At 37.3% G+C, this 12,979-nt stretch carries 13 protein-coding genes; 3 read left to right on the top strand and 10 right to left on the bottom strand.

Features of this window, described 5'->3' with window-relative positions; translation table 11 throughout:
• Positions 1-74: 74 nt before the first annotated feature.
• Both NBC122_RS08730 and NBC122_RS08725 read right to left on the bottom strand, forming a co-directional pair.
• Entirely contained in the window at positions 75-1,136 is a 1,062-nt protein-coding gene (locus NBC122_RS08730; RefSeq protein WP_133440008.1) for a DUF6263 family protein, read from the bottom strand.
• Positions 1,137-1,348: 212 nt separating this feature from the next.
• A complete protein-coding gene (locus tag NBC122_RS08725) occupies positions 1,349-1,867 on the bottom strand; it encodes an SRPBCC family protein (protein ID WP_133440007.1) in 519 nt (172 codons plus the stop codon).
• Positions 1,868-1,967: 100 nt separating this feature from the next.
• On the opposite strand from NBC122_RS08725, the gene NBC122_RS08720 reads away from it, so the two are divergent.
• The gene (locus NBC122_RS08720) at positions 1,968-3,983 is read left to right on the top strand and encodes a M3 family metallopeptidase (protein ID WP_133440006.1); all 2,016 of its coding nucleotides are present in this window, start codon (positions 1,968-1,970) and stop codon (positions 3,981-3,983) included.
• Positions 3,984-4,174: 191 nt separating this feature from the next.
• On the opposite strand, the gene NBC122_RS08715 is transcribed toward NBC122_RS08720, so the two are convergent.
• Both NBC122_RS08715 and panD read right to left on the bottom strand, forming a co-directional pair.
• Positions 4,175-5,221 (bottom strand): lysylphosphatidylglycerol synthase transmembrane domain-containing protein, encoded by a 1,047-nt coding sequence (locus NBC122_RS08715; protein WP_133440005.1) that lies wholly within the window; start codon positions 5,219-5,221, stop codon positions 4,175-4,177.
• A 21-nt stretch (positions 5,222-5,242) separates the two neighbouring features.
• Positions 5,243-5,593 carry an aspartate 1-decarboxylase gene (gene panD / locus NBC122_RS08710; RefSeq protein ID WP_133440004.1) on the bottom strand — a complete coding sequence of 117 codons (351 nt, stop codon included), beginning with the start codon at positions 5,591-5,593 and terminating at the stop codon, positions 5,243-5,245.
• A 394-nt stretch (positions 5,594-5,987) separates the two neighbouring features.
• Here panD and NBC122_RS08705 point away from each other — a divergent pair, with 394 nt between their 5' ends.
• Positions 5,988-6,278, top strand: a complete 291-nt coding sequence (locus NBC122_RS08705; protein WP_133440003.1) for an HU family DNA-binding protein — start codon at positions 5,988-5,990, stop codon at positions 6,276-6,278.
• A gap of 47 nt (positions 6,279-6,325) precedes the next feature.
• Here the strand turns inward: NBC122_RS08705 and pdxH are convergent, their stop codons facing one another.
• Positions 6,326-6,970, bottom strand: coding sequence for a pyridoxamine 5'-phosphate oxidase (pdxH, locus tag NBC122_RS08700; RefSeq protein WP_133440002.1), 645 nt, complete (start codon positions 6,968-6,970; stop codon positions 6,326-6,328).
• Positions 6,971-7,021: 51 nt separating this feature from the next.
• Between pdxH and NBC122_RS08695 the strand changes: the two genes are divergently transcribed.
• The gene (locus NBC122_RS08695) at positions 7,022-7,570 is read left to right on the top strand and encodes a YqgE/AlgH family protein (protein WP_133440001.1); all 549 of its coding nucleotides are present in this window, start codon (positions 7,022-7,024) and stop codon (positions 7,568-7,570) included.
• Between the two features lie 185 nt (positions 7,571-7,755).
• Here NBC122_RS08695 and NBC122_RS08690 read toward each other — a convergent pair whose 3' ends face one another.
• From NBC122_RS08690 to NBC122_RS08670, 5 genes are all read right to left on the bottom strand, one after another.
• Positions 7,756-8,559 (bottom strand): aminotransferase class IV, encoded by an 804-nt coding sequence (locus NBC122_RS08690; RefSeq protein ID WP_246012301.1) that lies wholly within the window; start codon positions 8,557-8,559, stop codon positions 7,756-7,758.
• A gap of 68 nt (positions 8,560-8,627) precedes the next feature.
• Positions 8,628-9,014, bottom strand: coding sequence for an START-like domain-containing protein (locus NBC122_RS08685; protein WP_133440000.1), 387 nt, complete (start codon positions 9,012-9,014; stop codon positions 8,628-8,630).
• A gap of 398 nt (positions 9,015-9,412) precedes the next feature.
• Complete coding sequence (locus NBC122_RS08680; protein ID WP_133439999.1) at positions 9,413-10,591, bottom strand: aspartate aminotransferase family protein; 1,179 nt, start codon at positions 10,589-10,591, stop codon at positions 9,413-9,415.
• A gap of 122 nt (positions 10,592-10,713) precedes the next feature.
• Positions 10,714-12,450: an OstA-like protein gene (locus NBC122_RS08675; RefSeq protein WP_133439998.1), complete on the bottom strand. Its 1,737-nt coding sequence runs from the start codon at positions 12,448-12,450 to the stop codon at positions 10,714-10,716.
• Positions 12,450-12,923 carry a Fur family transcriptional regulator gene (locus tag NBC122_RS08670; RefSeq protein ID WP_133439997.1) on the bottom strand — a complete coding sequence of 158 codons (474 nt, stop codon included), beginning with the start codon at positions 12,921-12,923 and terminating at the stop codon, positions 12,450-12,452. The genes NBC122_RS08675 and NBC122_RS08670 overlap by 1 nt, the downstream gene beginning before the upstream one ends.
• Positions 12,924-12,979: the final 56 nt, after the last annotated feature.

Here is a 12,979-nt window from a genome sequence, read left to right as displayed (position 1 = left end):
ATTAATTCTAATATATATTTCATTTCTTATTTTTAGTAATGGAGAAAGGTTTCTTTAAAACAGTCCGTGCAATCCTATTTTGAAGGATTTACAATAACCGTTGAATTAGAAACAGATTTCATTGTTTGAGACTGTTTACCATCTGAAAGTGTTTCTGCTTGGGTTGTTTTCACCGCAATATTCTGATTTTTCACCCAACCGGTTTTTTGATCCAAAGTGATTGTTCCATTCTGTGACAACTCAGAACTCATTGATCTGGTGACCCCTTCCTGGGTTTGTTTATCCGATTTTTTAGGAATTCCTCCCGCAACCGAAATTTGTGCAATTCCGTCGCCCACACTTTTCAGCGTGTATGTTGTAGTCAATTTTATTTTTCCGTCCGGCGTGGCATTTTCGCTTGCAGACCATTTATCGCCAATCTTCACTCCTTTTGCCGGAATCAAAACCAGATTTTTGGTGAACTGATCTTTCAGCATTTTTTCATTAAAGCTTTGTTTAAAACTGTTGATAAAGCCGGCTTTGTCTTTGGCATCTTTTATTGTTGATCCCACAGAAGCACTAATTTTGTTATAAACCGCATCAAAACCTGTGATGGAAATCACTTTTCCGGTTTCGGTCATTTTCAACTTTAATTTATTTCCGACCAAAGCTTTATTCACTTTCCACATCATTTTCAGCTGCTCCTCTTTGGGTTCGGCTTGTTTCGTATCAACAGTCACCGTTTTACCATTCGCCGATTGGGAATTTCTTTTTCCTGTTAAATTGATGGTAATATCATAAACGCCGTCTTTAAAATCATTAACCGTAAATGACATTTCGTCGGTCGTTTCGCTGGTGCCACTTTGCGATTTTCCATCTGGAGCGGTCATTGTCTGAACATCTTTCTGGTAAGTGACCAAAGGATAAGTCTGGCCTTTTTCTAATTTGAAAGTCTGCCTGTAAACTCCCAGAGAATCTCTAATTGCAAGAACCTGTTCTGCTGTTTGTTCAATTTTCAATGAATCGGTGCCGGAAGTTGGGACTTCTACGGTGATGGTTTTTCCGGTTTGGGGATCAACTTTGGTAACGGTTTTGGTTTCTTTTTTACAGGCAACTAATGTTATAGAAAGAAGCGCAATGGCTGTGAATTTTTTCATTTACTGATTTTTCTCAATTTTATTTAAAGTCGTTTGTTAAAGATTTTGCTTTTTTACAAACGGAATACAAATTTAAGGTAATTATTTCTCATGGTTTCAAACATTATCAATATTTTAACAGTCTTTTAATAATTAAAATAAGGACTGAATTACTTTTATCCTATCACAAAAAAAGTCGGATTAAAACCCGACTTCGATATCTATTTCAAAATTTATTTTTCGGAAATTGTTTTCAAAGCATTCAAACCTTCTCCGTACGATTTATCCATTTGACTATCCATAAACAATTTCATCAGGTTCATCGGATAATCCAGTTCGCAATCCATATCCCACGTTACTTTTGTAGCGTTTCCTTCTGGCATAAGAATAATGTTTGAAGTAGCATCGCTTTCAAAAGGTTTAAAGAAAACCATTTTGGTCGATTGTTTCTGATTGGGAACCAGCGCCGTAATTTCCTGGCATCCGTTTCCTGCTTCTTTATTGCCGTCCCAACAATATTTATCGCCGATTTGTCCGGGATTTCCGGAATAAGTTACCTTCAGATTGGGATCCAGCTTCATCCAGGGATTCCATTCATTAAACGCTTTTGTGGAATTAATATGGGAATACACTTTTTCCGCGGATGCATTGATGACAATCGATTTTTCAAAATGATACGCTTTTCCCATGACCAGCATCGTAATGATCAGAACAGCAACGATTGCCAGCAGGATTTTTAATAGTTTTTTCATGGTTTTTTAGAATTTTGTTAAACCAAAGATAAAATATATTTTTCAGTAAATTTGCTGTTCAATCTTTTAAAGATAAAATTTAATTAAACTTCAGTCACAAATGCAAAATTCATTATTACAAACATTTACCACAAAATATCAATCCGCGCCGTTCAATGATATTAAAGAAGAACATTTTCTTCCTGCTTTTCAGGAACTCATTAAAGTTTCGGAGAAGGAAATCGATGGAATTGTTGAAAACAGAGAAGAACCCACTTTCGAAAACGTGATCGAAGCTTTGGCTTTCTCAGGTGAAAAACTTGAAGTGGTTTCCAGTATTTTTTTCAATTTGAATTCTGCCGAAACCAATGATGAAATCCAGAAAATCGCCCAGGAAGTTTCGCCGCTTTTAACAGAATTCTCGGCCAATATTTCTCAAAACAAAGCTCTTTTTGAAAAGATAAAAAAAGTGTTTGACCAAAAAGAAAAATACAGTCTGAATGATGAACAGCAAATGCTTTTAAATGAAACTTACAAAGGTTTTGTAAGAAGCGGTGCTTTGTTAAATGAGGCTGACAAAGAAAAGTTTAAAAACATCAGCATTGAATTATCCACGAAATCACTGCAGTTCGGGCAAAATGTTTTGGCAGAAACCAATAATTATTTCAAACATATTACCGAAGAAAAAGAACTGGCAGGAATTCCGGAAGCGATTTTACAGCAATACCGCGACGAAGCCAAAGAGCGAAATCTAGACGGTTTTGTGGTGACTTTGCAATATCCGAGTTTTCTTCCGTTGATGACTTACGCTGAAAACCGGGAGCTGCGGAAAGAACTGGCGTTAGCAAACGGGAAAAAATCTTTCCAAAATAATGAATTCGACAATCAGAATTTAATTAAAGAAATCATTGCTCTGAAACAGCAAAAAGCAAAACTTCTGGGTTACAAAAATTACGCTGATTATGTTCTGGAAGAAAGAATGGCGAAATCTCCGGAGAAAGTAAAATCATTTTTAAATGAACTTTTAGAGAAAGCAAAACCTTTTGCAGAAAAAGAAATCGAGGAACTGAAAACCTTAGCAAAAGCAGACGGCATTGAGCAAATGGAAAGTTATGACCACACATTCTACGCCGAAAAATTGCGCAAACAAAAATTCGATATCGATGATGAAGAACTGAAACCCTATTTCCAGTTAGAGAAAGTTCAGGACGCTGTTTTCGGTCTGGCCAAAACGCTTTTTGGGTTAGAATTTAAGGAAACTACGGAAATTCAGAAATATCACGAAGAAGTAAAAACCTACGAAATCTTCGAAGGCGGAACATTCAAAGCCCTGCTCTATACTGATTATTTCCCAAGAAAAGGCAAAAGAGCCGGCGCCTGGATGACGAGTTTTAAAAGCCAGTCCATTAAAAATGGTAAAAATAACCGTCCCCATATTTCTGTGGTCTGCAATTTTTCAAAACCGACTTCCGACACGCCAAGTTTATTGACTTTTCAAGAAGTAACGACGCTTTTCCATGAATTCGGACATGCTTTACACGGTATTTTGGCGAACACAACTTACCCGAATCTTTCAGGAACTTCGGTAAAATGGGATTTTGTGGAACTTCCGTCGCAGTTTTTAGAAAACTATTGCTATGAACCCGAATTCCTGAAAACCTTTGCTAAACATTATGAAACCGGCGAAGTTTTACCAAACGAAAAAATTCTAAAAATCTCAGATTCCAAGAACTTTATGGAAGGTTATCAAACTTTAAGACAAATCGGATTTGGAATTCTGGATATGGGCTACCATACGATTCCTGAAAAAGTGGCCGATATCAAAACCTTTGAAGTAGAAGAAACCAAAGCGACCAATCTTTACCCAAGCAACCCCGAAACGGTGATGAGTACAAGCTTTTCCCATATTTTTCAGGGAGGATATTCCGCGGGATATTATTCTTATAAATGGGCGGAAGTTTTAGATGCCGATGCTTTTCAGTATTTTAAAGAAAATGGGATCTTCAACCCGGAAATCGCAGCGAAATATAAAGTTTTGCTTTCTTCCGGCGGAACAAAAGATCCAATGGAACTGTATAAAAACTTCAGAGGAAGCGAACCGAAAGTAGAGAGTTTGCTGAAGAGAGCATTTGGATAAAACACTGACTGTTATTACTTTAAATAAAACAGCAACTTAAGCATTCGTATTTTAAACATTAAAGAATTAGGAATATTAAGGATTTATTCGGTAATTAAACTTTAGAAAAATTTCAAGATTTAAAATTCATTAATTAAAATAAAAAAGAGTTTACTGTAATGGTAAACTCTTTTTTTATGATCATTTTAAATTTATAAATTCCGATTTTGCACTGCCTTACTTCTCGCTTTTGCCAACATAGGAATCGAAATCAGCCCCATAACGATCATAATCACCAGTTGCATCGTGTGCGAAATAAAAGCGTAGGAAAGGCCGACTTCACCTCCTTCTTCAGGGTTTTTACCCATCGAAAGAAACAACGCCATAATTCCGAATTTCAGCGCCAAGTGAAAAGCACCGATTCCGCCGGAAGCGGGAACCATCATTCCTAAAGTCCCAACGACGATAATGAAAAAACCGTCTGCAAATGTAAACTGAGAAGTTTCCGGTAAAGAAAAACAAACTAAATAGGCCGCCAGATAATAGGAAATCCAGATTCCTAAAGTGTAGGCCAGGAATTTTCCTTTCTGTTTCATTTTGAAAATGGAGGTCAGACCGGCAAAAATTCCTTTTGCAAAATGTATAACTTTTTGATAAATGGGAAACCGCTCCATTTTTTTTCTGAACACCAAAAACAAAACAGCGGTTACTGCAAGAATTAAAAGAATTAGATAAATTTTCGAGTTGGAAGCATTTGTTTCTGTCTTTCCTTTTTCTTCGGTGATATAATTATAAAAAGCGATAAAAGCTTTGTATTTAAAAATCAATGTCAGACCCAAAAACCCAACCATGCAGATTAAATCGACCACGCGTTCCAGAATAATGGTTCCGAAAGATTTTTCGACCGGCACATTTTCCACTCCAAATAACGCCGTTGAGCGTGCCAATTCACCACTTCTGGGAATGGTAAGATTCATTAAATATCCGAAGGAAATCGTCCAGAATGAGTTGGAGTTTGAAATAGCATAACCCATCGGTTCCAGCAAAAGATTCCAGCGGACCGCCCGAAACCAGTACGCAAGAATTCCGAATAGGGCTGCGATGAAAACCCAGAGATAATTGGCTTTTCCGAAATAGCCCATTATTTTTTTAAACTCCATTCCCTTCAGGGCAAACCACATAAAAAGCGTCGCAATGCCGAGGGAAACCGCAATGGTTAAAAAGGATTTAAAAGGATTTGGTTTTTTGTCCTGTTTCAAAGTAGGGGAAATTTTCAGAAATTAAGTAAGAAGATTGGTGTGCTCGTCCGGAAAGATAATTTTCGGCTGAAAGGTTTTTGCTTCTTCCGGCGTCATCTGAGCATACGACATGATAATGATGATGTCGTTTTTCTGCACCCGTCTTGCTGCGGGCCCGTTTAAACAAATTTCGCCTGATTTTCTTTTCCCTTTGATTGCATAAGTATCGAACCGCTCGCCGTTATTGACGTTGACGATATAAACTCTTTCGCCTACGATAATTCCGGAAGCTTCCAGCAATTCTTCATCAATAGTGATGCTCCCAATATAATTAAGGTCGGATTCGGTCACGCGTACGCGGTGTATCTTTGATTTAAAAACTTCAATTAGCATGGCGCAAATTTAATTATTTTAATTAAAGGAATAAAATTAATTTTCATTTTCAATTCTCACCTCATTTCTCATTAACAATTAAACAATAAAAAGAAACGAAGCGGCCATTTATTTTAACAATAATGAAATACCGATTTGGATTTAGTACGGAATTCCATAATTCGTAATTACAATTAACAATAATTATTTTTCATCCAATAGCGATAAATATTGAGTTTGGCACGAAAATAAAACGCGGAAACATCGATTAAACACAAAATTATGGATTGTATATTTTGTCCAGTATTCAAGAATTTTATTGAATATTGATTAAATTTTAGCAAATAATTTGCACAATATGAAAAATGTTTTATATTTGCTTTAACAATGGAACTAACCTTAACTAATTAATATTATGAACAAGTCTGAATTAATCGACGCTATCGCAAAAGATGCGAACATTACAAAAGTTGCAGCAAAAGCTGCCCTTGAATCTTTTATCTCTAACGTTACTGATACTTTGAAAAAGAAAGATGGTAAAGTTTCTTTAGTAGGATTCGGAACTTTCTCTGTAGCAGAAAGAGCTGCAAGACAGGGAATCAACCCAGCTACTAAAAAGCCAATCAAAATTGAGGCAAAAACAGTTGCAAAATTCAAAGCAGGTTCTGATTTAGCAGACGCTGTAATGGGTGGTAAGAAAAAATAATCTATCGATTATATTAAAAAATAAGTCCCGAATATTCGGGACTTATTTTATGGGGCTAAGCGTGAAATCTTCCAGTTAAAGTCTTCCTGCAATTCATAGATAATCCGGTCGTGTAAACGGTTTGGTCGGCCTTGCCAAAATTCTATTTCATAAGGCTTTGCCAGATAACCACCCCAATTTTTTGGTCGTTGAATTTCTATATTTTCAAATTCTTTTTCAAGATTTTTCAACTTTTCCTCTAAATATTCCCGATCCGGAATTACCTGACTTTGTGGCGAAACCACCGCTCCCAATTGACTTCCTTTGGGGCGGGAATGAAAATAACCGTCACTTAAATTTTCAGCCAATTTTTCTAAATCTGCTTTTATAATGATCTGCCGTTCTAAACTGGGCCAGAAAAAATGCAGACACGCTTTGTGATTGCTTTCAATCGCTTTTCCTTTTCTGCTCTCATAATTGGTGTAAAAAATAAAACCTTCCCAAGTGAATGATTTCAACAAAACCATTCTGGTTCGCGGACAGCCGTCATTTTCAAGGGTAGAAATCGCCATGGCATTGGCCTCTGAAATGTGAGGATTTTGCTCAGCATCCAGGAACCAACCCCGAAACTGCTCCATTGGGTTTTCTTTAATCTGATTTTCCAAAAGTTCCGCGCGGTTGTAGATTTTTCTTTTGTCGTGCAAGTTTTCCATTAAATTTTTATTACATTTGGTTAAAGGTTTTTATTTAACCTGATTTATCAGATGAATTATTCTTACAAAGGTAAAATTTTAATTTCCACTCCCGATATTTCGGGCGACATATTCTCACGCTCTGTCGTTTTGATCGTTGACCATAATGAGAACGGTGCTTTTGGACTGATACTCAATAAAAAAAATAAAAACATGAGTTCAAGACTGCTCGAAATCTTCGAATTCCAGGTTGCAGTTTATGATGGCGGTCCGGTAGAAAACGACAAGATTTTTTTCATTTGCAAAGGCAAGAAAATCACAGAAGAATATCTGGCAATAGACGAAGAATACTATCTCACTGAAGATATTGAAAAGGTAATTTCTTCCATTTTAGATCAACAGATTTCCATCAACGATGTGAAGGTGTTTTCCGGATATTCCGGTTGGTCCAGTCAACAGTTGGAGAGCGAAATCCTTAGAAAAATATGGACTCCGGTAGATGTTTATAATCTGGATTACACGTCTCCAAATGATCAGAGTCTCTGGAAAAATATCATGCAGAATCTAGGTGGAGATTATCTTTTGTGGGCCAATGCGCCGGAAGATGTATCGATGAATTGATTAGCGGTTGGAAACCGGCATAAATTATCTTGTTTCTTCACTTTTTTGGCGTTTTAAAATTTTAACAGAACTTTAATACTCAGGGGTATAATTTAAAGATTGCAACCCCGTTATTATTATAATTAAAATCTAAAAAACCCGGTTAATGACTTTCTTTAAAGGTTGTTAACTGGGTTTGTCAATTTTTAAAGGAAGCTGGTTTTCCATTTTTCCACCATTTCCGCAAACCTTTCTTTTCCAAATGTTTTATTCCGGATTTTGGTAACAGAGAAAATTCCTTTTAAATCTGAAATCATCAAAATCTCTTCTGCTTTTTGAGATTCAAAGGCAATCATTTCTGACTCTTGAATCTGAGCCAAATTATTTTTATGAATAAAGGTGACAAAGTTTTCCATCAGTGGCGAAATATAGGCTCCTTCTGAGGTTTTAGGGATCTTAATGGTATTATTTTCCAGGAATAATAAGTTCCCGAAGACACTTCTGGCAATTCTTTTATTGGGGTTCAGGAAAATAATGTCATCCAGATCATTTTCCTTCGCATAAATTTCTGCGTAGATATTTTCCGGACAATGAACATGAATACCGCTTAGAACATTGGCATTCACGTTGATTTCCTTAATCAAATCAAGTTCATACTCTCTTTGAACCGACAAGATATCATCAACTTCATCGACTTCGAAATAATAAGAAATCCCACTTTTTGAAAGTTCTTTTTCATCTGCATTCCGATAGACGAAGAAATGAATAATTCCATTTTTCAGTTCCTGTTGCAGCACTTTTTCCCCGAATAAATTCTGGAAAAATTCCAAAGTGTAAGACAATGGAATCGCCATTCTCATTTTACGCATCGAAGCCATTAAATAAAAATAACATTCTTCCGCCATAATCAATTCAGCGTTGCGGATAAAAAAAGAAACCTGTACCGCATCACCATATAAAAAGGCGCGGTTGTGGGTTTGAAAATTCTCAGAAGCAAAAGATAATTTCACAATAGACCGTATTTTAGCAACAAAAAATGAACGATAAATCGTTCATCTTTTTATTTAGATTAAAAAAATTAGGATGCGCCTAATTTTAATTTTAAATTTTCGATTAAATTTTCCCAATAGAGGCGGTTTTCTTCTTCGTCGCCGGCATCACAGAAATCAGTAATATTCAGGGCCAAATCATCAGTAATATCATCAATAACGATGGTCATTTCAAAATAATTTTTCGTTCCTTCATCCTCTTCCCATCGAAAACGCACAAAACTTTCGGGTTTGTAACGAATAAGCGTCGCTTTTTCTTCGGGACCATTGCTCCAACTAAAATAGAAGTCGTCTCCTTTTTCCACCACGTCATCCGCAAACCACTCAGAAAGTCCCTCTGCGCTCGCCATATATTCATACAAAATCTCTGACTGACAGTGCATTGGAAACTCGTATTGCACTTTCGTTTTCGCCATATTATTACCTTTTTTTAATGTCTCGCAATATATAAATTAATTTTTAATATACGCAATATATTTGCGGAAATACTTTAAGGCATTAGGAGCAACTAAATGGTATTTTCTTACAAAACCCGTCCCGCTGTCCGCTATATCCGCGATTCTGAAAAACCGGTTTCAAAACCATGACATATATCATCGCGGGATGCCGCTTCCATCGGGGCTAAGAAAAAGTTCCTTTTCTATTTTAAATATTTTTTTTCAAAACATCTTTCCATTTTACTGAAAGAATCAAATCGTAGTCTTTGCAAGACTTTTTCAAATTAATGAATTTACAAGGTTTCAAAGCTTGTTAAATTCCGCCATACATTTGGGGTTGAGAATTCGATTTTTGTTGATACAGAAGATGAGAAGTACTATTCCATTTCATTTAAAACCTCTAAAATAAATTCGCAACCCTCTTTAATTTCAGCTAAAGAAATCGTAAGCGGCGGCGAAATCCGTAAATATTCATTTCGGTACAGTTGCCAAAAAACGATGAGTCCTTTTTCCATGCAGCGTTTTGCAACTTCTAAAGTGAAATCAGGTGAACCGAGATTCACGGCCAACATCAAGCCTTTTCCGTTGACATTTTTTATTTTTGGATGAACTAATAATTCCCGGAATAAATCTTCTTTTTCCTGGATTTCGTTCATCAAACCACTTTCAATAACTTCATGCAAAGTAGCATAACTTGCGGCGGCAATCAGCGGATTTCCGCCAAAAGTCGTGATATGCCCCAACTTCGGTGAATGAGAAAGACTGTGCATGATCGTTTTCGAACTCATAAAAGCACCTACGGGAACGCCACCACCCATACCTTTCCCCATTACCAGAATATCCGGAACCATGTCCAGATGTTCGAAGGCAAAGAGTTTTCCTGTTCTGCCAAAACCAGGCTGAATCTCGTCGAGAATTAATAAAGCGCCAACTTCTTCACACCGCTTTTTAAGATTCCGGAAATAGTCAGCATCCGGAACTAAAAATCCCGCAGCACCCTGAATGGTTTCCGCTAAAACACAGGCCGTTTTTTCGGTAATCTTATCAAAATCTTCCTGATTATTAAATTCAATAAAACTGACCATCGGCAGGAGCGGACGAAACTCCCGCTTGTGAAATTCATTCCCCGAAACCGACAAAGCGCCGTGGGTATTTCCGTGGTAAGAATTGGTCATCGAAATAATTTCTTCTCTGCCGGTAAAACGTTTGGCTAATTTCAAAGCACCGTCGATTGCTTCTGCGCCGGAGTTGACGAGATAAGTAACCTCTAAAGGTTCGGGCGTAGCATCGGCTAATAGCCTGCATAATTTCACCGGCATCTCCTGAGCGTATTCGCCATAAACCATGACGTGCAGATATTTTTCTGCCTGTGTTTTGATGGCTTCTACAATTTTAGGATGTGAATGTCCCAAAGTATTGGCAGAAACTCCGGCTACGAAATCCAGGTATTTTCGTCCGTCTTTTCCGTAGATGTAGGAACCGGAAGCTTTTTCAACTTCAAATCCGGCGGCAAATTGCGTGGTTTGCGCCTGGTATTTAAAAAAATCTGTTTGCATTATGTGAAAATTTTCTATTACAATCTGAGTTGCGCCCCGACTTGAACGGAGCTCTTTTTGTGGAACGAAGTGGAACAAAAAAGCGGGAGTGGAAGGCGGATTAAGGCGCCCAAATAAAAAAATTACTTCCGAACCCTCTTCGGCTTCTTAGCTTCTTCTTTGGCTTTTTCATCATTGATGGCTTTTTGGGCAGCGTTATAAAGAGCGTCGTCGGCTTCGTATTTTATTTCGGGATAATCCGGTGTTTCCACGAAAATGTCGCGCCAGGTACGGAGGCGGTCTTTGGTATTCCAGTTGAAATCGGGAAAAAACCTTTGTTCGTGCGAGATTAAACTCATCGGATAAATGTCGGTATTGGCACCGATGTTACAGGAAATAATCTGAACTTTCCGGTCTTCGAATTCGGCTTCAATTGTGCCACAGGTAGAAAGCGCCACTCCGATTCTTTCTACTTCTTTGGTTTTTTCGTTTTGGTCATCGGCGTACGTAATTGATTGTGCGTTACCGATTACTTTTGCCAGCTTGATTTCATTTTCTTTATAATAAACCGTCATCAGTTTTCCTTTCACCTGGTGGAATTCATCTTTTAAACTTAGTGAATCCACTTTGCTGATGGCGAACGCATTTCCTATGACGCGCAAGGAATCTATAAACTCCTTTTCGGTATCGAAATACGCTTCTATTTTATCGCCGGTTATCTGTTTCTCGCCGCTCCAGGCGATGGGTTTTCCGTCGAGATGCATGATTCCGTCGGTTTCATTAAAACTTAAGGAGTCGGCTCTAACCTGAATATTAGACTTGAACATTCTGGCTTTTTTATAAGCACGCAGGAAACTCTTTTTCTTGAGGGGATTTTGTTCATCTACTTTTTGATAAGCCAAAATACGGTCTGCAGAAAAATACATAGAATCTTTCTCCAAAATTTTCACAGCATAGGGTTTATCGGTCATCATCGCGGAGTCTTTTTTCTCGTAGATTTCGCCGTAACCTCCTTTCATATAGCGTTTTTCTAAAGGATCGCGGAGGGTTACATTTCCTTTGGCCGTTCCGAATCCGGTGATTTGATTGAAATACATATCGTCGCCGGTGAGTATTTTTCCATTATAATGAATTCGGGAATTTTTCTTTAAATAAACTTCCTTAGAATTCATGTTGTAGGTTCCCTTCTCTGTATAAATTAGATTGGCTGGATTCTTTTTATTGGTAATGGTTGTAGCACCGTTGAATGTTGCGGTATTGGTATTTTGGTTCTGAATAATATTCACTCCTTCTACCGTATATTCGGGATTATCGATTTTCACATTGCCGGAAAAATCAATTAATCTGCTGTTCAAGTCGTAGGTGGCAGATTTGGTGTACATCACGTTGCCGTCTTTCGTAATCGTACCGCCCGTATTGAAATAGGCTTTATTGGAAATGCGGTCGTAATAAAGGGTTTCAGTTTTGATGGTTTGTCCGGGATCGGTCAGCAGTACATTTTTCCGGGCGATTCCTTTTTGGGTATTTCCGTCGTATTCCATTTCACCGGAAGTAATGACTGAACCGTCCGCATTCTGAAGTTTTACATTTCCGATGGCTTTCACAAAATTCTGTTCCTGATAAAAAATAACCTCATCGGCCGTTAAAACGGAACCTTGATGGGCAAACTGCACATTTCCCGAGAAGTAGGGATTTCCCTGGTATTTATCTAAAGCCTTTTGAAAAAAATCAGAATGGATTAATTTTACCTTCTCCGTGGAAACACCTTTTTTTGGATTATTAAAAAAAGGATCTTTGACCAAGTCCTGATTAGGCTGGGTATTGATCTGCGCAAAAACATGGGCACTGATGAAGAGAAAAAAAACAAAGATTTTTTTCATTAATCCTTTTTAGTTCCGTAAAAATAAAGTGAATGTGAATCAATATTTACACCAAATGCTGCTTCAATAGAATCTTTGATTCCCTGGATTCTCGGGTCGCAAAACTCAATGATTTCCTGAATTTCTTTGTCTGAGCCTTTTTTGTAAATAACCAAATGATCGTGTTGCTTATCGAAATATGATTTTTCGTAGGAAGAAGAAGTCATGGTTTTTTCGCCAAACTGATGTTTTCTGATTAAGCCGGCATCCAGAAATATTTCGATGGTATTGTAAATGGTCGCTTTGGAAACATGGTATTTTTTCTGCATCATCAAAAGGTATAAATCATCAACATTGAAGTGATGCTCCATATTGTAGATTTCTTCTAAAATCGTGTAGCGTTCCGGCGTATTTCGAAAACCTTTATGCTGAAGATATTGTCTTAAAACCTCCTTGATTGTTGAAAAATTGAGTTCTTTTTGTTTAGCGTCCATTAAAAATAATTATATGCAAATTTACCGAATTTTTTATTAACTCCGGTTCACCTTCA

This window comes from Chryseobacterium salivictor (assembly GCF_004359195.1).
Taxonomy (GTDB): domain Bacteria; phylum Bacteroidota; class Bacteroidia; order Flavobacteriales; family Weeksellaceae; genus Kaistella; species Kaistella salivictor.
Note: the sequence above shows the minus strand (reverse complement) of the source record. Positions and strands in the feature narration are given on the sequence as shown.